Source organism: Psychrobacter sp. K31L (genome assembly GCF_017942195.1).
GTDB classification, from domain to species: domain Bacteria; phylum Pseudomonadota; class Gammaproteobacteria; order Pseudomonadales; family Moraxellaceae; genus Psychrobacter; species Psychrobacter glaciei.
In genome coordinates this window covers 547,345-569,198 of record NZ_JAGKSC010000001.1, presented here as the reverse complement: position 1 = coordinate 569,198, position 21,854 = coordinate 547,345, and the positions used below count along the sequence as shown (strand labels likewise).

The following is a 21,854-nucleotide window of genomic DNA, read 5'->3' as shown; positions in this document are numbered from 1 at the left end:
ATCCCACTAAACAAAACATAGTGTGGCCGTAAAGGGTTAACACGGATGACACACAGACAAGGAGCAAGTTATGTCTGAATTAAAAAAAACGTTAGGGACGCTAGATATTATCGCCTTAGCATTTGGTGCTATGGTTGGCTGGGGCTGGGTGGTTTTAGCTGGCGGCTGGATTTTATCTGCCGGTACGTGGGGCGCAATGCTAGCGTTCTTTATCGGTGGTTTGGCAGTGATACTGATTGGCGTGACTTATGCTGAGCTGGCGGCCTCTATGCCTATTACGGGCGGTGAGCATACTTATACCCATCGAGCGCTTGGGGTGAATGTGTCCTTTATTTGCTCATGGAGTATTCTATTCGGGTATTTCTCAGTGGTCGCCTTTGAGGCGGTTGCCTTGCCGACAGTCGTAGAATATTTTATCCCCAATTATAACCAAGGCTATCTCTGGACGATTGCAGGTTGGGACGTCTATGCTACTTGGGTGGGCGTCGGGATGTTGGGTTCAATCATTGTGACTTGGCTCAATATTCGTGGTATGGAAGTCAGTGCGTGGTTCCAAAAAACGGCGGTATTGGGCATTTTATTCGTTGGTACGTTACTGTTCATCGGTGCTGTCTTATTTAATCCTGAGAGTTCAAATTCTATACAAGCGCCAGCCTTTATTGGCGGTGCCGCAGGCGTCATGGCTGTTATCGTGATGGTACCCTTTATGTTTGTGGGCTTTGACGTCATTCCACAAGCAGCAGAAGAGATTGATTTGACTCGTCCTAATATTGGCAAGTTTTTGATTCTCTCTATCGTTGTTGCGGTGATGTGGTATGTGGGTATCGCTTGGAGTGTGGGCACGACTTTGCCACTGGTACAAGCAGAAAACTCAACCCTCGCTACTGCTGATGCGATGACCAATGCATGGCAAGGAAAATGGGCAGGTATCTTGTTGGTTATTGGCGGTGTACTGGGTATCTTATCAAGCTGGAATGCTTTCTTGATCGGTGGTAGTCGTCTGCTTTATGCCATGTCAAAAGCACGTATGTTGCCAGCCTTCTTAAGCAAGCTGCATCCAAAATATAATACGCCATCAAATGCAATCTTATTAATTGGTGGTTTGGCGACACTAGCGCCATTGTTCGGTCGTAAAATGCTGGTGTGGATCGTAGATGCAGGTGGTTTTGGTATCGTGATTGCTTATACTTGTGTGGCGATATCATTCTTAGTTCTACGCTACCGCGAGCCTGATATGGTACGTCCATTCAAAATACCCGCAGGCAAGCTTGTCGGTATGGTCACGATTGCGCTTAGCATTGGTATGTTGATGTTGTATATGCCAGGTATGCCATCGGCACTAACCGCTATTGAGTGGTGGATTTTCTTTGGTTGGACTGTTTTAGGTATTGCATTATATGGCTATGCAAGAGTGAAATATCCAGGCATTAGTGAGTCGATTATGGCAGAAGAGCTGCGTGAATTAAAAATTGTCAATCAATTGTGGTTAAAAGATAACCCACCTAAGCGCTAAGATTTTCGATAAGATATTTTTTCATCAATGATCATTCAACAAAAAGCCTAACATTAAATGTTAGGCTTTTTGTTTATCTAAGAAAAACGCTATCGATTACGACTTATCACGAATCAACTTATAGTTTAAAAATTCAGTGATACCAAGGGTACCAAGCTCGCGACCAAATCCAGAGCGTTTAACGCCGCCGAATGGGGTATTGGCCTCACTACCAGAAGGCGCGTTGATAGTCACCATACCGACATCTAATTGCTCAGCAATCTCTGCTGCCAATGCTGCGTCTTGAGTTTGAATGGAAGCACCTAGACCAAATGGTACGTCATTGGCAATTTTGATAGCATGCGCAATGTCATTCGCTTTGTAGATAACAGCGACAGGACCGAATAGCTCTTGACGATAGACATCCATTGAGTCATCAACATCTGTCAGTACCGCAGGGGCAAACCAAGCACCTGGCTTGTCTTTAACGATGCCACCCTCGACTAATACCGTTGCCCCGGCTTTGACAGCACTGTCTAATTGCTCTTGCAAATTATTTGCTGCCGCCTTCGAAGACATCGGGCCAATGAAAGTATCTTCATTTTGTGGATCAGCTAGGGTCATGCCACGTACGGCGTCGGTAAAGCCTTTAACAAACTGGTCGTACACGCTTTCGACGATGATTAAGCGTTTAGCAGCATTACAAGCCTGTCCAGTGTTACCAAAACGACCTACGATTGCACCTTGTACGGCCTGCTCGATGTCAGCATCCGCCGCAACGATAAAGGCATCGGAGCCACCAAGCTCTAAAACGACCTTTTTGAGGGCGCCACCAGCTACTTTTGCAACCGCTTGTCCTGCACGTTCAGAACCTGTCAACGAGACGCCTTGCACTCTGGTGTCTTCAATAATAGTCGCTGCTTGATCGTTGGTAGCGAAGACATTGTTATACACGCCACTAGGTAAGCCGGCGTCTTTTAGAATATCAACGATAACTTCTGCGGTGCTAGGGCACTGCGGCGCATGTTTTAAGATAATGGTGTTACCTGCCATCACGTTTGGTGCCACAAAACGAGCTACCTGATAATGCGGGTAGTTCCATGGCATGATGCCAAGTAAAACGCCAACTGGGAGCTTTTCTACTGAGGCAGAACCTTGATCCACATCAATGGTATTTGGTGCTAATAGTTGCTCACCGTTATCTGCATAATAGCGATAAATTTGAGCAACCAGTTGGAGCTCACCCTTTGCTTGTGCGAGAGGCTTGCCCATTTCGTTGGCAACGATACGTGCTAGCTCATCTTGGCGCTCAATATAGATGTCAGCTATTTTATTTAATAATGCACTACGTTCGCTAAGCGAGGTCTTTTGCCAGTCTTGATAAGCATTATTTGCTTGCTCAATAGCGTTTTGGATATCTTGTTCAGTGGCGGTAGGGTAAGTGGCTTCTACTTCACCAGTGGCTGGGTTATTAACTTGATAATCGCTCATAGTTATGTCCTTTTTTAAAATATTATTGGGTTCAAAATCCATTTGGGTCTATATTTTTATGCGGCTGCTTTTAGTTAATACTTTTAGTTGCTGCTTTTAATTGATGATTTTGGTTGCTGCTGCGTAATGCAATGAATATTGCCGCCACCAAACACAATCTCTTTCGTTCGTACTCCCACTACCTGATGTTGAGGAAAGACTTTTTCAAGCTGCTCGATAGCGAGTGCATCATTTATATCATCATATTGCGGTACGATGACAGCGTCATTACAAATTAAAAAATTGGCATATGAGGCAATACAGACGTCACCCGTTAAGCGCGCCTTGGCATCATCAGATTGTTCAATATCATAATGTTCAGGCAAGGTGACAGAGTTTTTGGTACAGCAAAGCTTATGGACTTTTAAACGTCTGCCTTTTGCATCAGTCATATTTGAGAGCTGCTCATAGGCTTTTTGCGTGGCTTCATAAAACGGATGCTTAGGGTCGTCAGTAAACAAGCAAACCACTTCACCAGGGCGCGCAAAGCAAGCGATATCGTCAATGTGACCTGTAGTCTCATCAGGATCAATACCGTCATCAATCCACAGCACTTTTTGTACATTGAGATAGGCTTTTAGCTTGTCTTCAATTTGAGCTTCGGTTAGGTGCGGGTTGCGCCCTGGGCTTAGCAGACACATGCGCGTAGTCAGAACCGTGCCTTCACCATCGACGTGAAATGCGCCGCCTTCCATGACAAAGTCATCCGTTCGATAGCGTTTGATATCTAAATGGTCACATAAGCGTTCAGCCAGCTTATCATCGTCATCCCACGGCGAGTATAGTCCATCATAGTCGCCGCCCCATGCGTTGAATGTCCAATCACAAGCGCGTAGCTCACCTGCTTCATTGACTAAAAATGTCGGGACAATATCCCGCGCCCAAGCATCATTACTAGGCATGGCGATAACGTCGATATTAGCAGGTAGACTATCGCGGCATGATTGATAATCATCAGGATTGACCAGTACGCCAACTTCACAAAATCTGTTGATTGCCAATGCGACATCAGCATAAGCTTTCTGAGCAGGAATGGCTTGCTGTTGCCAGTTATCAGCACGGTAAGGCCATACCATCCATATTTTTTCTATCGGCTCAAATTCTGCTGGCATATAAAAGCCGTCTTGTTGTGGTGTTGAGCCAGTGATTAATCGGTTCGGTAATAATGACATATAGAGCACCTTATTTGACGATAGCGCGAGTGAGCTTGCTTGTTAACAAACCTTATCCATGAGTCAGCAACATGTTATACATCGATGGACGACGATCACGGAAAACGCCCCATTGCTGCCGTTCGATAGCCAGTTGATCTAAGTCAAAAGTCGTACTAAGTATCTCTTCTTTATCTTTAGATGCTTCTTGTATAATCTCGCCACGACCGTCGGTAATAAATGAGCTACCGTAGAACGCCATGGTGCTGTCGTTGCCATTTTGGCTGATGGTTTCAGTGCCAATACGATTGGCTGCTACGACTGGCATGAGATTAGCGGCAGCATGACCTTGCATACAGCGTTGCCAATGACCTTTTGAGTCGATGTCCAATGTTGGCTCATCACCAATCGCAGTCGGATAAAACAGTATTTCTGCACCCATCAATGCCATGCTACGAGCGCATTCAGGGAACCATTGATCCCAGCAAATACCGACACCGATTTTGGCATACTTGGTTTGCCAAACCTTAAATCCTGTATCGCCGGGGGTAAAGTAAAATTTTTCGGCATAAGGAATGCCATCTGGTATATGCGTTTTACGATAAGTGCCAAGTATCTCGCCATCGGCATCAATCACGGTCACGCTATTAAAAAAGGTATTGCCTGATTTTTCATAGAAGCTCATCGGTAATACCACTTCTAATTCTTTAGCCAACTGTTTGAAGTGATTGATGGCCGCATTATCCGCAACTGAAGTCGCCAGCTTAAAGTAATCAAAGTCATGAACTTGGCAGAAGTAGGGCGTCTCAAATAACTCTTGTAGCAAGATGATATTGGCACCCGCTTTGGCGGCTTTAGTGACCAACTCAGTTGCAGTGGCGATATTTTGTTGTATATCCCAACCACATGCCATTTGAGTCGTAGCAACGGTAACATTTCGCATGATCTAAATCCTTATCGTATTTATTAGTGAGTACCATATAAAAGGCTTGTTTTGACTGACTAACGAACAATCTCTCACTGCCCGCTAATCAATGATTAAAATAATAGCGTTAAGGTTGGCTTAAGCCATCATATAACCCAAGCCTAAGAAGGTGACGACAGATAAGCCCGCACCGAGCATGGCATAGGGGAACTGGGTAAAAGCGTGCTGCATGGGGGAGCAGCCAGCCCCTTGCGCGGCAAGTAGCGATGAATCACTAAAGAAACAAGCATGACTACCAAATGAAGAAGCAGATAACAATGCGCCAATCATAAGTGGGGTGCTAACGCCTAGAGCGAGCGATATTGGAAAGACAATGGGCATAGCAAGGACATATAAACCCCAGCTTGATGACGTGGCAAAAGTTAAGAAAGCCATGACGGCAAAGATGACGGCAGGGAAAATAATAATCGTCATATAAGGCGTGATAGCCTCAATCACATATGAAGTCATACCAAGCTCATCATTGATGGCTTTTAAGAAAAAACCACCGATGACAGTTGAGAGTGGATAAAGCATGACTTTGAAGCCTTTGAAAATGGCTTCAACTTGCGTCTCAAAACTTAAAATGCCTTGCATCCAATAGACAACGACGGTCACAAAACAGGTCAATAATGCACCGCGTAATAGATCGACTTCGAAGTAGACCGTAGAGACAATCAGTAAGATCATTGGGAAAGCAAAGTTTGCGATATTGGCTTTGAACGATAGCTTACGTTTGGCTTGGACGTTTGAGATCAGTTGCTCTTCTACAAAGGCTTCCGGAACAGGATTACCGGCTTTGGCACGTGCCTCGGCTTTTTTCATCGGACCCCAGTCACCCAAAATGCCATACGCCACCAAAAATACAATCAAAAGTGCAAACCAAGCATACGCCATATAAGGAATCGCGCTGATATAAAGCCCGATACCTTCACCATCGCCAGCCACGCCATTTTCTTCTAAAAGACCTGCAAAGTAGACTGCCCAAGTAGAAATAGGCACGATAATACACATAGGAGCTGCGGTTGAATCGACGATATAAGCAAGCTTCTCACGAGAAACGTTATAGACGTCAGTGAGTTTTTTGACAGAGGTAGATACTGCTAGACAGTTTAAATAATCATCAATGAAAACCACCACGCCCAAAGCAAAGGTGGCCAATAATGACTGACGGCGCGATTTAATGATTTTTTGTAGCCATTCACTAAAGCCATCTAGACACCCACTAATCTCCAGCAGTTGAATAAGACCACCCATCAGACCACAGACGAGAACAATCCAAATAATGGTCTCATTACCCAGCACCATCGACATGTTGTCTGCAAAAGGGGAGACCAAATCAAAAGGATTGAGCATTACGAGGCCCGCGACACAGCCTGCGATCATGGATTCAAATGGTCGCCTAGAGACAATGGCAGTGACTAATACCAATAGTGTTGGTAGTAAAGATAAGGCACCCCAAGATTGGTCTGGGGCACGGCTGGTAGATAGCCAAGCAAAAGCCAGATAGATGACGACGGCTACTATGACGGTGAGAAATACTCGCTTATTATGATACTGTCTTTCGACAGCATCATTGAGCTTCATGTTCATATTTACGCTCCCTGTAAAACCTCATTGTTTTTTTAAACAAGCTCTATTCTATGGTTGACGCGCGATAGACAGTAGGGAATCAACTTTCTATCGCGCCCCATCACAGCAATCCATTACTGTGATAGGTCAAGGCAACAGTAGTTTTCATGATAAAAGCGTTGTCTATGTCGACCGCTTTTATGCACGGTTGGTCATGTATTTACATGCCAGTGGTATCTTTTAGCGCATACCACCATGAGCCCATAACCGAGTAAGGGACTCGCAGCGCTCGACCACCTGGGAACGGAATCCAAGGAATTTGTGCAAAAGCATCGAACTCTTTGGTTTTACCATTGATGGCATCAGCCAAGATTTGACCAAATAAGTGCGAGCCTGTCACGCCATGACCACTATAACCATGGGCGAAATATACTCGCTCATGTAGTTTGCCCATTTGTGGTACGCGAGAAAAAGACAAAGCAAAGTTCCCACTCCACGCATAGTCGATTTTGACATCGCGTAACTCTGGAAAAATCTTATTCATGTTTGGTCTGATTTTAGCTGTGATATCAGCTGGGTCCTGACCACCGTAGACCGTACCGCCGCCAAATAACATGCGCTTGTCTGCTGAGAGACGATAGTAATCAAGAATATAGCGAACGTCTTCGACACAAACATCGGTTGGGAGGAGCTGATCAGCTAAATCACCCAGCGGCTCGGTGGCGATAATCTGAGTCGATACGGGCATGACACGGTCAGTCAATTTAGGGATGACTTTATTGAGATAGGCATTGCCGCACAGCACCGCTTGCTTACAAGTTACGGTGCCAAACTCGGTGATGACTTTGATAGCATCGTCAGCATACTCAATATCCACCACTAAGGTGTTCTCATAAATCGTGCCGCCATTTTGTTCGATAGCTGCTGCTTCACCCAATGCAAGGTTTAGTGGATGAAAGTGTCCACCAGAGTGATCGATGACGCCGCCTACATAAGCATCTGATTTTATATGCTCTTGAATGCCATTTTTGTCTAGCATTTCTCGGTCATGCATACCATGGCTTTCCCACAGTGCGTGCGTTTCTTGTAGATCTTTTAGCTGACCATTATTCAATGCGGCAAAGATATTCTTTTCTTTAAGGTCGCAGTCAATATTATAATCAGCGACGAAGCGACGAATGATTTTGCCACCACGGGTCACAAGCTGACCAACGAAGTTTGCATTTTCTTGACCGTAAGATTTTTTGATCTTTTGCAGGCTAGCATTTAGACCGTTGACGATCTGCCCGCCATTACGCCCTGATGCGCCCCAACCAATCTGCGCACCTTCAAGGACAACGACTTCGTGGTCGGTTTCAATGAGATGCAGAGCAGTTGATAGGCCGCTGTAGCCGCCACCCACCACACAGATTTCTACTTGAATGTCATTTTTTAGCGTCGGTCTATCCGGCTTTGGATTACGACTGGCCGCATAATAGCTATCAGGGTATTGCCCTTTGTCTGAATAATGCGGGATATTGCGTGTGTTATTAGACGGCTTGCTGGTAGTCGGTGTAGCGTTGCTATTTGACATATTAAACATCCTGTAAATAGGTGAGGTATTCAAGGTTGGTCACTTGCTGAGCAAAGCGTTTGGCTTCTTGCTTTTTGACCGCGATCAACAGCTCAATCATCTCGCTTGGGAACAGGGAATCAATGATATCACTGCTTTCAAACTGACGGATGGCTGAGAGCCAGTCTAGTGGCAAGGTCTTAAGTTCTGCTGCATTGTAAGTAATGCTATTAATGGGCTCAGGCGCTTCCAGCTTGTTTTCGATGCCATACAACATGCCTGCCAGTACCGCGCTACAGACCAAATAAGGATTGGCATCGGCTCCGGATACGCGGTGCTCGATACGGCGCGCTTTTGAGTCACCACCAGGGATACGCACGGCTGCGGTGCGGTTTTCATAACCCCACGACACATTGTTTGGCGCTAGCGTACCGGGTGTAAAGCGGCGATAAGAATTCACATGTGGGGCAAATAATAGAGTGCAATCTGACATGGTCTTTAGCAGACCAGCGACCGCGTGACGCAACATATCTGAGCCTTCCTCTGATCCATCATCGAAGACGTTGTTGCCATCTTTGTCTAATAAGCTGCAATGCACATGAAAGCCATTACCAGACTGTAGACCAAAAGGTTTTGCCATAAAGGTAGCGGTGAGCTTGTGACGAGCTGCCACGGCTTTGACCACTTGTTTAAATAAAATCGCATCGTCAGCGGCTTTTAATGGGTCGTCCACATGTAATAAATTGATTTCAAATTGACCACAACCATTTTCGGCCAGTGCTGCATCAGCAGGAATATCGAGTTTATTGCATTGCTCATAGACTTCATCTAAGAATTCATCAAATTGCAATAAGTCATTGATACTTAAAATAGAAGTTTTATTCAGTCTTAATCCACTTTTGGGGCGAATGGGAGGCTTAGGTGTCTCTCCCTCGGTATAGTCAACCAAATAAAATTCTAGCTCGGTTGCCATCACTGGCGTCAGTCCCAATGCTTTGAATTTTTTGCTGATATAGTCCAAAACATGGCGAGCATCACCGTAATAAGGCTCATTGTCTTCGGTATACAGCCAAATAGGTAGCAGCGATGAGGGTGCACTGGTATTGAGAAGGGGATAGGCAGCACGGCCAGTTGGACGGGCAATGGCATCGATATCGCCATTACATTGGGAAGACTCGATAACATCCGCACCCCATATATCGACACCCAAGATTGACAGAGGTAATCGGATTGCCCCGTTTTCTGCTTTTTCCATTTGATCAAAAGGGATGCGCTTACCACGAAGCAAGCCATTGATATCACCTGCTGCAACATAGACGTATTCTGTGTTGTGTGCAGATTTGACCATTCCATTGGTTGTCATCATGTCTATTCTTCCTATGAATTTTTAGAATTGCTGGGTTTGTTGCTGCTACATCTTTGCTATTAGGTCTGAATGCGCTGTTAGTGATATTTATAACGAATACTTAATAAATAAGCGTTTGATAAATGGTCAACTGAATATGATACGTTTTCACCAAAGCCGACATTTTTTATCAATGTTATTAGCCACTTAGAGATAATTTTTTAATAGTATTATCAAAAATAAAAGTTAATCTCTGTTTAGTAATATCGGTAATGACTTCCAATATATGGATGAAAACTATAGTTGTCAATTTTTATTTAAAATTATCTTAAAATAACCCAAAAAGGCATTTTTAATACTAATATCGATATTAATGAAGTTTATAGTTTACATTTTGTGAGGCATTGTGTTAAATTTTAGCTAAATAAGGGATATAAATAATATAGATGGATTAAGTCTATTCATTATAACTAGGGAAGATAATATGAAAAATTCCAGACCTATCATTGCTATTGTGTCTTGTCATAAGATGGTTGATGGACAGCCAGCACAGGCGGTATATCAAAAATACATCGATGCAGTAAACTTCTATGGTGGCAATCCCATACTGCTGCCGAACACAGCTGCCGATAGCGAAAACTTTGATGCGTTGCTCGCAATGGTAGACGGGATTTTATTAACGGGCAGTTACAGCAATGTCGCGCCAACTCGTTATGGCGCGACGCACGTCGAGGCAAAACAAGACTTAGGCCGTGATGAGCTGAGTTTCAAATTGTTGGCTTATGCAGATGAAAGAAACATGCCTCTGTTGGCAGTTTGCCGAGGTTTACAAGAGATGAACGTTCATTTTAATGGCACGCTGCATCCTGACTGGCGTGAAGTCGATGGGTTTTATGAGCCGCATTTAGAGGACAATACTCAGCCACTTGAAGTGCAGTATCAGCCAGTTCATTACGTGATTATTCAACCAAATGGCAGGCTTGCCGCCTTTGGTGAAAAATGGCACGTTAACTCGCTACATAAACAAGCAATCAATAAAGTAGGCGCGCGTTTATTGGTTGAGGCATCAGCGCCTGATGGCTTGGTTGAAGCGATCAGCTTATTGCAACATCCATTTATGATTGGTGTACAATGGCATCCTGAGTTAAATTATGTGCAAGATAACTTGTCCAAATTTCTATTCACGGAATTTATTCACCATGCCAGAGAACCACAAACTGAATAGCACGACTAAAAGTAAGGCAGAAACTGCCGTCACTGATATTGATAATATTGAGAGCGATGTTAATAGTGTCGATGACAAAGATATAGTTGATATCGAGATAGATGATATCGATGATGAACTGATGGATGCTGACACGGCGTCATCTTCTGAAACAGATGAGTCGTTGAAGGAAGACATTGGCAAAAAGATTAACCAGCTGCGTCTAGCGAAAGGTTACTCGCAACGTAAATTGGCCAAAATGTCTGGATTGACGAACACGTCTATTAGCTCTATTGAACGCAATAAGGTCAGTCCAGCGGTCAATACTCTAAAGGCTATCTTGACAGTACTAGGTTCTGATCTGACCACGTTTTTTAGCGACGAGTGGAAGGAGCCTAGGGCTAGAGTCATTGTGACGCCAAAGGATTTATTAGAGCTCAATGAACCCAATAGCAGAGTGTCGTTAAAACAAGTATATAACTGCAGTACGACAAGAAACCTAGGGTTTTTGATTGAGACCTATCAACCCAATAGCTCAACCGAAGAAAAAATTGCTCACGAAGGGGAGGAGATTGGTACGGTTATCGAAGGTAAGATTATTATCCGTATCGAAGAAAGTACTTATTTGTTAAATCAGGGCGACAGCTACGTGATTGATACCACTCAGCCGCATACCTTTATCAATCCCACCGATAGCGTGACCCGCATTGTCAGCGCACATACACCAACGACGTATTAAACCCATGCTATATACTTTATTGGTTTTGATAAGGCTACTTCTATTTTTGAAGTGGCCTTTTTTAATTAAAATGTACTGTCAAAAAGAGCATGTCCATTTTTACATGTATTGAATGATACATGGCGTCTATGGCTCTTGATGGTCTTCGGCTATCTCTGCTGTATCCACTATTTTAGACGCTTCTTTGCTCAGTTTGACTGTTGCATTTTTATTGACGGGTTCGACGTTTTTGACGGCGACATTAAGAATAGGCTTAGCAGGTTTTTTGAGACTTTTTTTGATTCTTCGTACTGCGATAGCATCGGCTTTCGCTTGTTCTTCTGCAAGTGCATGATCATACAGACCTTGATATACCGCCAGCGTTTCTTCGATCATCTCGCGCATCGTAAACTTGTTGGTCATTTCTGGACGCGTTACGCTTTCTAGCTGGTTCCTAACGGCTTTGCATAGGGCATTGGCATTGTATTTTTTTACCAAGCCTTGCGGGTAGAGCGGCTGTAGAATTTCACTAAATGCTGCCTGATCCCAGCCAATAACGGGCGTGCCTAGGTGGATGGCTTGTAGGGCATTAATACCAATAGATTCAGGCTCATTTGCAAGCGCCATGACGATGTTGGCCGCCGATAGCCATTCCCGCATATCATTACGCTTACTACCCACATAAGTAATGCGCTCAGCCAGCTCCAATGTATTGCTACGTTGGCGAAAATCTTCATGCGCGACATCACCATCTCTAAAATCATCGTCCATAATGATGGCATGAATATTAGGAAACTGTTCTTGCAGATTGCCCAATATATCGATGAGCCATTCTTGACCGTATTCGTTACCAATCACCGTCGGAAACACCAGCCACTTTTTATGCTCAAGCTCAGGATATTCAGCGAAAGTGTGCCGTAGCCAATAGACAGATGGATTGTGCCGATAAGGATAGCGACGGGTGTCGATACCGCGGTAGATGCGCTTAATGATCGTAGGATCGACATCTTCGCGGCGCAGTCCCTTTTTTAGATAGTTGGTGACACTATCAGACACCGTAATAATCGTGTCGACATCGAGCAACGCTTGTGAGTATTTATTAATAGGATAAAAACCATACATGGTCGATACCAACTTTGGCAAACGCCTGACTCGTGCGCGGCGCAGTGCCAAATGTAATATCCATGCCGGTGTCCGCGAATGTACATGAATCACATCAGGCTCGTACTTTTCAATCAGATGTCGAAGCGATGAGACTTGCAGCAACGACAGCCAAGATTTTTTATTCATGTGTAGCTGATGGTATATATTGCCATCACGTTTGAGACGCCTAACCAAATCATTGTCTTCGTCAGCGCTTGAGACAATGATAGACGTGTGCTCATTTTTGACCAATGCACGCCCAAGATGAAAAATGCCGCGCTCGGATTCATCATGCTTCAAAGACGACAGTAAGCGCATAACTTTCATAATAGCGTGGGTCACCGGTTAGTAATATCAATTTGCTATTGTCAGTTAAAAGCGCTAAAAACTCAACCATCAAGATAAAAAGATGATGACAGACAGCTGGTTTTTAAAATATATAAGTATAAATGCTGGGATTAAAAGCCTATAAGAGCCGTTAGCGTCGTTTTCGCAAGTGCTCAGCATCGGGCAGTACTTGCTTTTCACTCAAGTATTTCCAATAGCGCTGCGGTAGATACTGTTTATGCAACTTAGGGTTTTTGCGCTCTTTGATATTGACGTTGGTAAAGTAACCTTGCCAAAATCTTTGATAACGCTGCTCATCAGGACTATGGATGCTGGCAGGATTGCGTAGTACCGCGTCATCAAGGTCAGTGATCGTTTGCAGGGCAGCGGGGCGTTTGGGCGTACTATTACTTTTATCATAATAGATGCCATAGTTACGAGTCAGATCGTAAATAGCCCAATGCTGGTCTTGATAACGCTGACGAAAATGCTCTCCGATTAGAGGCAACACATTAAAGTCAGGCTCAACACGGGCAAAATAAATATCATCGGTCGTATGCTCAAAACGCACAAAGGCTTCCATGCGATGCTTCTCACGACCGACGGATTTGACGGTTTGTACTAACTCCAAAACACTCAGGTTACCGAGGTCTTCCATAATATGGCGGCTAGGATAGTCAATAGCGTATTTAATCACCTGAAACAATGTCGTACCGATATTGTCTTTTTCTGATAAAAATCCCCACAGAATATTGCGCATACCTGAACGCCCCAATAGCTTATGTAGCTTGGTTAATACGCGTTCAGCATGGTCTTCATCTGTAGCAACACTGCTCGCTTCAGAGATCAATGAGGGCACATAAGAATCTTGAGCAATTAACTGTAGGGATTCATCTTCTTGTAACCGATTGGCATAGACATAAAAAACGGCACTGAGCCAACCTTCAAAACTTGGCTCATAAAGCACAATACTGGGCGTTAAGTGACCGACAATATAGTCATGGCTTTGCATCAGTTGTGACATTTATGTTCCTATTTAGAATAGTGGCAATCAAAACCGTACTCATTAAAACAGCGCCAACTGACCACTGCGTTGATCTTTATACTTAGTCTGAGTTTGTGCCAGTACATATTGACGGAAGTTATCGCGGGTTAAGTGGGCGAGGTGTTCATTTTTACCGGTGGTGGCAATAAAGTATTTGGCACGGTTGACCGCCGCGCCCATCTTTTTTAAATGATAAAGCGTTAACTGATTAAACTTGCGCGCTTTCACTATCTTTTTAGCCGTCTTGGTACCAATACCTGGGATGCGTACAATCATCTCATAAGTCGCGGTTTGAATATTAACCGGAAAATGCTCACGATGGCGGATTGCCCAAGCCAATTTTGGATCGCAATCTAAATCCAAAAATGGCGATTCTGGTTCGACGATTTCATGCGCGCCAAAACCATAGAAACGCATCAGCCAATCGGCTTGATAGAGACGATTCTCTCGCACCATCGGCACAGGCGTTCCAATCGCTGGCAAGCGACTGTCAGACAGCATCGGTACATAGCCGGAATAATAAACACGCTTGAGATCATATTGTTTATAAAAATGACTCGATAGCTGAATGACCTGCAAATCGGTCTCATTACTGGCACCAACGATCATTTGACTGGTTTGACCTGCTGGCACAAACTTCGGTGCTTTTTTATGCGTTTTACGGCTCTCACGGATGGTAATGATTTCTTCTTTTACCGTTTCCATTGGTGCTTTTAATTCATCATGCGACTTCTCTGGAGCGAGTAAAGCTAAGCCCGATTTGGTCGGAATTTCGATATTGACGCTCAAACGATCAGCATAAAGCCCTGCTTCTAACAGCAATTCTTTTGACGCGCCCGGAATGGTTTTTAGATGGATATAGCCGTTAAAACGCTCACGAGTACGTAATATCTTGGCGACCTCGACCAAGCGCTCCATCGTATAATCGCCGCTTTTAAAGATGCCTGAGCTAAGAAATAACCCTTCGATATAGTTACGACGATAAAACTGCATGGTTAAATCAACGACTTCCTCAACACTAAAAGCTGCGCGTGGGGTGTCATTACTTTTGCGCGAGGTGCAATAAGCGCAGTCGTAAATGCAATGATTGGTCAGCAGAATTTTGAGTAAACTAACGCAGCGCCCATCTTCGGTATAGCTATGGCAAATACCAGTTGCTGAGGCGTCACCGAGGCCACCGCCTTGGTTTTTACGGGTACCAGCAGAGGAGGAACAAGAAACGTCATACTTAGCAGCGTCCGCTAAGATGTTTAGTTTGCCCTGTAGTCGTTCATAATTGATGGTTGCCATAAGCGGTGTTTACCAATGCAGTAATGAAAGATTATTTTATCAAAACTAAAGGTAAGTCACTGTAATAATGAGAGAAATGTCGATTTTATACGACAACTGTTGTCGTGCTGTTCATGAGATTTTTAATTAGAGGAGCAGAGATTAGGCAACGTTTGAACCACTTCCTCTGAGAAGTTTTTTTTAACAATCAGATGTCCTTTTTTATCAAATTCAACATCGTACTTGGGATAAATCGCAGATTCACTATTGCCATGAGTTGAAGGTAAAGCTACTTCTTTATCGGAGAAAAAATGACGGGCAACCCATAGATTCTTGTCATTATCATATTCAACAGTACATCTGCTTTTTGCATCGATATCAAAATACAAATCGAAGTATTGTTCCTCACCGCCACGACCAAATAGCATATTAGCACCGCACGGATTGCCGCAGCCAACATAAACATGATAAGTATCTTTATCGATTTTTTTAAGTGAAGTATGATTCCAACCGTAGCCACCCATTCCATCCATAAGCATCGTTTCTTTTACTTGACCGTCTTCAGAGGTTTCGCTTTTAAGGATATAACCATCATCGCAATATTCATGACCATCTTTACTCATATATGCAGTACAAATTTTCGACATATAAAAGCTAGTGTCAAATTTTGGTTCGGTAGCTTCAGCCCAAGATGTAGCGCTTACAATACAGCTGCAAATGATACAAGCCAATGAATAGAGAGGAGTAAGTTTATACATGCAAATAATTACCAGATATTTGTTTTGAATTAATAGCGCTATAGCAAAAGGTCGGTTGTTAATGAATAAGGTACGGATATAAAAAAAGCCTCACAGGCTAGAAAAATAGCGCGTAAGACCTTTATTAATTCTTAACTTTTATAATGCTGTACCACAATATTGTCAATGCGTTATTGATGATGATTTTTATGGCGTACTTTTACTGAACCTTCGCACGTATAACGACAGTCTGGGCTGCATTAGAACCAAGGTTGACCAAGTTCCATTTTAGTCCAGAGTAGTTTTCTTTGATAACGACAGTATTGCCCACTTGTTGAATGGTCTGATAGCTGTCGCCACCCGTTGTCGCAAGCGTCGGTAGTGGGCTGTTTAATGACACCAGCTGCACGCCATTTGGTAATGACACCATCGCATTGATGTCATTGACTGGCTGCGCGGTGGTATTGGTATAAGTAGTGTGGTATTCGATGACGTCACCGGGGGCGATATGATTGGCAGGCACGGCCATTTCACGACCGTCTTTATTCTTTAATATCTTCATGACTTTGGTTTGTGCATTAACGACATCTGGTGTACTAAACGTTGGTGTCAGCTGTAAAGTGTCTAAAGTAGTCATTGTTATTTGATTACTTACCGGTTGATTGGTGATAACTGTCGTCGCTGGTGCATTAAGAACAGGCAATTGAGTAGCAGTTGCAACAGGTAATACTTGGGTCACGGTACTGATGGGCGTAGTGATAACGTCGACATTGGAGACGGTATTGGTCGCTCGATTGGTCACAGGTACGCTAGTGACGGTTGTGCTGCCCTGAGTAATGACCGTATTGTTCATACCATTACTAACACCTTGGCGAACCACATAGCGTGGTACAGTCGTTACTTGAGTCACCGCATAAGGCATGCCATCCTGCATCGTGATACCGTTCGGTGTCGCAGTGATAGTGGCTGTTTTGCCATCAGAGTATTGCTCGACCACAGTGGTGCTACCGCCAGCAGATGCGTTAATAGTCAATTCAGGTGCAGCATGCGCTGAAGATGCAGCAAGTACTATACCTGCTAATAGTGCCGATACAGTAGGGGTTATTGCTGTTGGTGTACAAAATTTCATGGTCATAATAGACTCCTCAAAAATAACAGTAAGTATAGTCACTCCACTATAAAAGTATGACTGCGTTAACCTCGCTTGAAGCATTAAATATACCTCGACACTCGGTTGCCTTGTACTACTTTTAAATTGAATCAACTACAAGACAACAATAAATCACATCTAAATAAAAAACCCCCGTTAAATGACACCATAAAGTATGCCAAATAACGAGGGTATCAGTACTGACGATAGCCAGTATTAACTATCAATCCATCATTATTTTCAGAAAAAGTGCAGCAAAAATGCGCCACACTGCAAACTCAAACAATTATGCGCTAAAACAAATAGACTAGAAAAGCGGCATTGTGTAACCGGCATTGTATGAGTCGTATCGTTTTTGGCGAGTCGATGGATCTGTTCAGTTGGTGACTATTTTAATAATTATTTCAGTGGTTATCTCAGTCGTTATAAAAAGAGCTGCTGTCTAAAAGTGACAGTTAATAAAGGTAGCAATAGACTTTTATCCTTATTTTTAAAATGAGGACACGCGCTAGTCGTAGATAACTTTCATCAATTCGTACTCGACCACACCTTTTGGCGTTTCGATACGCACTTCATCGCCTTCAAACTTACCGATCAGACCACGAGCAATCGGTGAATTGACCGAAATCTTGCCCGCTTTAAAGTCGGCTTCATCATCACCAACGATTTTGTATTGCTTTTCTTCTTCGGTGTCCATGTTTTCAATCACCACGGTCACACCGAACACCACACGACCTTCTTGCGTTAACGTCGCTGGGTCGATGACTTGAGCACCGCCAAGCTTGGCTTCGATATCACGAATACGGGCTTCACAAAATCCTTGCTGCTCGCGAGCGGCGTGATATTCAGCATTTTCTTTGAGATCGCCGTGTTCGCGTGCTTCAGCAATAGAAGCGGTGATGCGTGGACGGTCGATGCTTTTTAACTGTTTCAATTCGGCTTCTAAAGCCGCGTGTCCTTGCGGAGTCATGGGATAACGTTGCATGTTTTTTCCTTAAACCAATAACACCACACCACCTCCTACTCCTAGTGAATAGTGAGATGGTGTTGGGATCATTGCAATGGGTATAAAATATAAAAGGGTGATGTTGAGCGTGTTTGACAAATGCATTATCTGTCAATTATAAGTCATTAATTTCAATACCATACGCACTTAAGCTTACGTAATAAAAAGCATAGTCGCAGTTTAGCCACTATGCTTTTGGGTCTATCATGTTGCTTTTTGGTTCTACCATGTCAAAGGTATCGTCTTTAAGCACTGTTGTCATGTTAAAACGATTAATCAGTCTCGAATAAGCGATTGAGTAAGCCTAACGGTTATGCTTAATCTACTGAAATTATTCAGCCACGTCAATAGTCTTTGCTTGCTCATGCAAATCTTGCAGTTTGTAAACTTCAAATGGCAAGTCAATCGTATAAGATTTACAAACCGCATCTGCCGCACCCAAGGTGGTGACATAGAATACTTTGCCTTGTAGCGCGCTACGGCGAATAGAGAACGAATCCTCTTGTGCCTGCTTACCTTCAGTCGTGTTGATGATAAGGTCGATCTTGCCATTTTTCAAGGCGTCAACGATATGCGGGCGGCCTTCAGTGACTTTGTTAATTTGCTTGCACTCAATACCGGCGTCGCTCAATATCTTTTGCGTACCCGTGGTTGAGACGATGTTAAAACCAAAGCCTGCGAGCTGACGAGCGATTGGAGCGATTTGCGCTTTGTCGCTATCACGCACCGAGATAAAGACGGTTTTGGTTTCGCCTTCAGTCGGCAAGCCTGGCAGACGCTCATTACTACCGATGACCGCTTTGTAGAATGCTTCCCCAAAGGTTTTGCCCACACCCATGACTTCACCGGTTGATTTCATCTCAGGGCTCAAGATTGGATCAACACCAGGGAATTTAGCAAATGGGAAGACCGCTTCTTTGACCGCAAAGAATGCCGGAACAATCTCAGTGGTAAATCCTTGGTCTTCTAGCGAGGTGCCAGCCATACAGCGAGCCGCGATTTGCGCTAACGACGTACCGATACATTTAGAGACAAACGGTACGGTACGGGCGGCACGTGGGTTTACTTCTAAGATATAAACCGTTTCGCCTTTTACCGCGAACTGTACGTTCATCAGACCGATGACGCCAAGCTCTTTTGCCATGGCAACCGTTTGCGCGCGCATGACATCGCATAACTCTTTAGATAATGAGTAAGGCGGCAATGAACAGGCTGAGTCACCTGAGTGGACGCCCGCTTGTTCGATATGCTGCATGATACCGCCGATCACCACATCGGTACCGTCGCTGACACAGTCAACATCGACTTCGATGGCATCATCCAAGAAGCGATCGAGCAATACTGGCGCTTCGTTAGAGGCTTGTACCGCGGTACGCAAATAATGTCTGAGCTCATCTTCGTTGTAGACGATTTCCATCGCGCGACCACCAAGTACATATGATGGGCGTACAACTAATGGATAGCCAACGTCTTTTGCCTTGACCAAACCATCTTCTAAGCTCGTCGCCAAGGCATTGGTTGGTTGAATAAGATTCAGTTGCTGAATCATGTGCTGGAAGCGTTCGCGATCTTCTGCGCGGTCAATCGCATCAGGACTCGTACCAATGATTTTGACGCCAGCAGCTTCAAGAGCACGGGCCAGTTTCAAAGGTGTTTGACCGCCGAACTGTACGATAACCCCATCAGGATTTTCGATACGGACGATTTCAAGCACGTCTTCAAGCGTGATTGGCTCAAAGTAGAGACGGTCAGAGGTGTCATAATCGGTTGAAACCGTTTCAGGGTTACAGTTGACCATGATGGTTTCGTAGCCGTCTTCGCGCATGGCAAGGGCTGCGTGTACACAGCAATAGTCAAACTCGATGCCTTGACCGATACGGTTTGGACCACCACCGATGACCATAATTTTCTTGTTATTGGTTGGATTGGCTTCACATTCACTATCGTACGTTGAGTACATATAAGCGGTGCTGGTGGCAAACTCTGCCGCGCAGGTATCGACGCGCTTATAGACTGGATAGACGTTTAAATCCCAACGCTTTTTGCGTAGTTGTTTTTGTGAGATACCAAGCAATTTAGCCAAACGTAAATCTGACAAACCTTTACGTTTAAAGCTACGTAGGTTTTTCTCATTTAAGCCGCCAAAACCTAACGCTTTAACTTGCGCTTCGGTTTTCACGATGTCTTCGATTTGTACCAAGAACCATGGGTCAATTTTGGTTAAGTTAAAGACCTCATCGACGCTCATACCGATACGGAAAGCATCAGCAATATAATAAATGCGTTCAGGCGTTGGAATGGTTAAGCGATTATGAATCTCGCTACGAGCTTTGTCAGTACTAAGGCTACCGTCTTTGATAGCGGCAAAGTCAATTTGCTCATCAAATCCATCATTGCCAGTTTCCATACCGCGTAACGCTTTTTGCATCGACTCTTGGAAGTTACGACCAATCGCCATGACTTCACCGACTGACTTCATCTGTGTTGATAGCACATTGTCTGCTTGAGCGAATTTCTCAAAGTTGAAACGAGGAATCTTGGTCACAACATAATCAAGCGCAGGCTCAAAGCTGGCTGGCGTTTTGCCACCAGTGATATCGTTTTGCAACTCATCTAGCGTATAACCAATCGCCAGTTTTGCCGCGATTTTGGCAATCGGGAAGCCAGTGGCTTTTGATGCCAATGCTGATGAACGTGATACACGTGGGTTCATTTCGATGACGACCATGCGACCCGTATCAGGGTTGATACCGAACTGTACGTTTGAGCCGCCTGTTTCCACACCAATCTCACGCAGTACGGCTAATGACGCATTACGCATGATTTGGTATTCTTTGTCCGTCAAAGTCTGTGCAGGGGCAACTGTGATAGAGTCGCCTGTATGCACACCCATTGGGTCAAAGTTCTCAATCGCACAGATAATGATGCAGTTGTCGTTTTTGTCACGAACCACTTCCATTTCATATTCTTTCCAACCGATTAGTGACTCATCGATAAGTAGCTGATGGTTTGGTGATAAGTCAAAACCGCGCTCGCAAATCTCGATGAACTCATCGCGGTTATACGCGATACCACCACCTGAGCCACCCATCGTAAATGAAGGACGAATGATGCACGGATAGCCCATTTTTTCTTGGGTCGCAAAGGCTTCTTCCATGGTTTCAGCGGTTTCAGCACGTGGACACTCAAGGCCGATACGTTTCATGGCTTTATCAAATAAGTTGCGATCTTCTGCCATCTCGATCGAGTCTTTGGTCGCGCCAATCAACTCGCAGTTGTACTTGGTCAATACGCCATGCTTGTCCAACTCTAGTGCACAGTTTAGAGCGGTCTGACCACCCATCGTCGGCAAAATAGCATCAGGACGTTCTTTGGCGATGATTTGCTCAACCGTTTGCCAAGTAATCGGCTCGATATAGGTGGCATCCGCCATGGCAGGGTCAGTCATGATGGTCGCAGGGTTTGAGTTGACCAGGATGACGCGGTAACCTTCTTCTTTTAGTGCTTTACACGCCTGCGCGCCTGAGTAGTCAAACTCACATGCTTGGCCGATGACGATGGGGCCTGCGCCAATGATAAGAATGCTTTTTATGTCGGTACGTTTTGGCATAGTGTTTTTAAGTCCTATTTTGGCGGGTTTGAATTCTCA

The 21,854-nt window shown here is 44.3% G+C and carries 16 protein-coding genes; 3 read left to right on the top strand and 13 right to left on the bottom strand.

Annotation, left to right across the window (positions count from 1 at the left end):
* Positions 1 to 70 precede the first annotated feature (70 nt).
* Entirely contained in the window at positions 71 to 1,513 is a 1,443-nt protein-coding gene (locus J5X94_RS02245; protein WP_010198643.1) for an APC family permease, read from the top strand.
* 96 nt (positions 1,514 to 1,609) lie between these two features.
* On the opposite strand, the gene J5X94_RS02240 is transcribed toward J5X94_RS02245, so the two are convergent.
* From J5X94_RS02240 to J5X94_RS02215, 6 genes are all read right to left on the bottom strand, one after another.
* Entirely contained in the window at positions 1,610 to 2,983 is a 1,374-nt protein-coding gene (locus J5X94_RS02240) for an NAD-dependent succinate-semialdehyde dehydrogenase (RefSeq protein ID WP_210539726.1), read from the bottom strand.
* Positions 2,984 to 3,066: 83 nt separating this feature from the next.
* Positions 3,067 to 4,194, bottom strand: a complete 1,128-nt coding sequence (gene aguA, locus J5X94_RS02235) for an agmatine deiminase (protein ID WP_210539723.1) — start codon at positions 4,192 to 4,194, stop codon at positions 3,067 to 3,069.
* Between the two features lie 52 nt (positions 4,195 to 4,246).
* A complete protein-coding gene (aguB, locus tag J5X94_RS02230) occupies positions 4,247 to 5,119 on the bottom strand; it encodes an N-carbamoylputrescine amidase (RefSeq protein WP_210540048.1) in 873 nt (290 codons plus the stop codon).
* Between the two features lie 117 nt (positions 5,120 to 5,236).
* Complete coding sequence (locus J5X94_RS02225) at positions 5,237 to 6,730, bottom strand: Na+/H+ antiporter NhaC family protein (RefSeq protein WP_189581273.1); 1,494 nt, start codon at positions 6,728 to 6,730, stop codon at positions 5,237 to 5,239.
* 199 nt (positions 6,731 to 6,929) lie between these two features.
* Positions 6,930 to 8,282: an NAD(P)/FAD-dependent oxidoreductase gene (locus tag J5X94_RS02220; protein ID WP_228293114.1), complete on the bottom strand. Its 1,353-nt coding sequence runs from the start codon at positions 8,280 to 8,282 to the stop codon at positions 6,930 to 6,932.
* Between the two features lies 1 nt (position 8,283).
* Positions 8,284 to 9,627, bottom strand: a complete 1,344-nt coding sequence (locus J5X94_RS02215) for a glutamine synthetase family protein (protein ID WP_189581276.1) — start codon at positions 9,625 to 9,627, stop codon at positions 8,284 to 8,286.
* 463 nt (positions 9,628 to 10,090) lie between these two features.
* Between J5X94_RS02215 and J5X94_RS02210 the strand changes: the two genes are divergently transcribed.
* The gene (locus tag J5X94_RS02210) at positions 10,091 to 10,831 is read left to right on the top strand and encodes a gamma-glutamyl-gamma-aminobutyrate hydrolase family protein (RefSeq protein ID WP_189581279.1); all 741 of its coding nucleotides are present in this window, start codon (positions 10,091 to 10,093) and stop codon (positions 10,829 to 10,831) included.
* Positions 10,806 to 11,549, top strand: a complete 744-nt coding sequence (locus J5X94_RS02205) for a cupin domain-containing protein (protein ID WP_189581282.1) — start codon at positions 10,806 to 10,808, stop codon at positions 11,547 to 11,549. Before J5X94_RS02210 ends, J5X94_RS02205 begins: the two co-directional genes overlap by 26 nt.
* Positions 11,550 to 11,675: 126 nt before the next feature.
* Here the strand turns inward: J5X94_RS02205 and J5X94_RS02200 are convergent, their stop codons facing one another.
* The 7 genes from J5X94_RS02200 to carB form a co-directional block, all read right to left on the bottom strand.
* Complete coding sequence (locus J5X94_RS02200) at positions 11,676 to 12,998, bottom strand: glycosyltransferase (RefSeq protein WP_228293113.1); 1,323 nt, start codon at positions 12,996 to 12,998, stop codon at positions 11,676 to 11,678.
* Between the two features lie 151 nt (positions 12,999 to 13,149).
* The gene (locus tag J5X94_RS02195; protein WP_210539721.1) at positions 13,150 to 14,022 is read right to left on the bottom strand and encodes a TIGR03915 family putative DNA repair protein; all 873 of its coding nucleotides are present in this window, start codon (positions 14,020 to 14,022) and stop codon (positions 13,150 to 13,152) included.
* A gap of 42 nt (positions 14,023 to 14,064) precedes the next feature.
* Positions 14,065 to 15,333, bottom strand: a complete 1,269-nt coding sequence (locus J5X94_RS02190) for a putative DNA modification/repair radical SAM protein (protein WP_210539718.1) — start codon at positions 15,331 to 15,333, stop codon at positions 14,065 to 14,067.
* Between the two features lie 122 nt (positions 15,334 to 15,455).
* Positions 15,456 to 15,935, bottom strand: coding sequence for a hypothetical protein (locus J5X94_RS02185; RefSeq protein WP_210539716.1), 480 nt, complete (start codon positions 15,933 to 15,935; stop codon positions 15,456 to 15,458).
* A gap of 334 nt (positions 15,936 to 16,269) precedes the next feature.
* On the bottom strand, positions 16,270 to 17,184 hold the full coding sequence (locus J5X94_RS02180) for a hypothetical protein (protein WP_210539714.1): 915 nt from the start codon (positions 17,182 to 17,184) through the stop codon (positions 16,270 to 16,272).
* Positions 17,185 to 17,707: 523 nt separating this feature from the next.
* On the bottom strand, positions 17,708 to 18,184 hold the full coding sequence (gene greA / locus J5X94_RS02175) for a transcription elongation factor GreA (protein WP_189581294.1): 477 nt from the start codon (positions 18,182 to 18,184) through the stop codon (positions 17,708 to 17,710).
* Positions 18,185 to 18,536: 352 nt separating this feature from the next.
* The gene (gene carB / locus J5X94_RS02170) at positions 18,537 to 21,815 is read right to left on the bottom strand and encodes a carbamoyl-phosphate synthase large subunit (RefSeq protein ID WP_210539712.1); all 3,279 of its coding nucleotides are present in this window, start codon (positions 21,813 to 21,815) and stop codon (positions 18,537 to 18,539) included.
* Positions 21,816 to 21,854: the final 39 nt, after the last annotated feature.

What these genes read in the sequence shown, in the direction of transcription:
- J5X94_RS02185 (WP_210539716.1), bottom strand. Translation starts at nt 15,935, where the DNA reads ATGAGTAAAGATGGTCATGAATATTGCGATGATGGTTATATCCTTAAA.
- aguA (WP_210539723.1), bottom strand. Translation starts at nt 4,194, where the DNA reads ATGTCATTATTACCGAACCGATTAATCACTGGCTCAACACCACAACAA.
- J5X94_RS02225 (WP_189581273.1), bottom strand. Translation starts at nt 6,730, where the DNA reads ATGAACATGAAGCTCAATGATGCTGTCGAAAGACAGTATCATAATAAG.
- J5X94_RS02245 (WP_010198643.1), top strand. Translation starts at nt 71, where the DNA reads ATGTCTGAATTAAAAAAAACGTTAGGGACGCTAGATATTATCGCCTTA.
- J5X94_RS02220 (WP_228293114.1), bottom strand. Translation starts at nt 8,282, where the DNA reads ATGTCAAATAGCAACGCTACACCGACTACCAGCAAGCCGTCTAATAAC.
- J5X94_RS02200 (WP_228293113.1), bottom strand. Translation starts at nt 12,998, where the DNA reads ATGAAAGTTATGCGCTTACTGTCGTCTTTGAAGCATGATGAATCCGAG.
- J5X94_RS02195 (WP_210539721.1), bottom strand. Translation starts at nt 14,022, where the DNA reads ATGTCACAACTGATGCAAAGCCATGACTATATTGTCGGTCACTTAACG.
- J5X94_RS02205 (WP_189581282.1), top strand. Translation starts at nt 10,806, where the DNA reads ATGCCAGAGAACCACAAACTGAATAGCACGACTAAAAGTAAGGCAGAA.
- J5X94_RS02210 (WP_189581279.1), top strand. Translation starts at nt 10,091, where the DNA reads ATGAAAAATTCCAGACCTATCATTGCTATTGTGTCTTGTCATAAGATG.
- J5X94_RS02240 (WP_210539726.1), bottom strand. Translation starts at nt 2,983, where the DNA reads ATGAGCGATTATCAAGTTAATAACCCAGCCACTGGTGAAGTAGAAGCC.
- J5X94_RS02180 (WP_210539714.1), bottom strand. Translation starts at nt 17,184, where the DNA reads ATGACCATGAAATTTTGTACACCAACAGCAATAACCCCTACTGTATCG.
- J5X94_RS02190 (WP_210539718.1), bottom strand. Translation starts at nt 15,333, where the DNA reads ATGGCAACCATCAATTATGAACGACTACAGGGCAAACTAAACATCTTA.
- carB (WP_210539712.1), bottom strand. Translation starts at nt 21,815, where the DNA reads ATGCCAAAACGTACCGACATAAAAAGCATTCTTATCATTGGCGCAGGC.
- greA (WP_189581294.1), bottom strand. Translation starts at nt 18,184, where the DNA reads ATGCAACGTTATCCCATGACTCCGCAAGGACACGCGGCTTTAGAAGCC.
- J5X94_RS02215 (WP_189581276.1), bottom strand. Translation starts at nt 9,627, where the DNA reads ATGATGACAACCAATGGAATGGTCAAATCTGCACACAACACAGAATAC.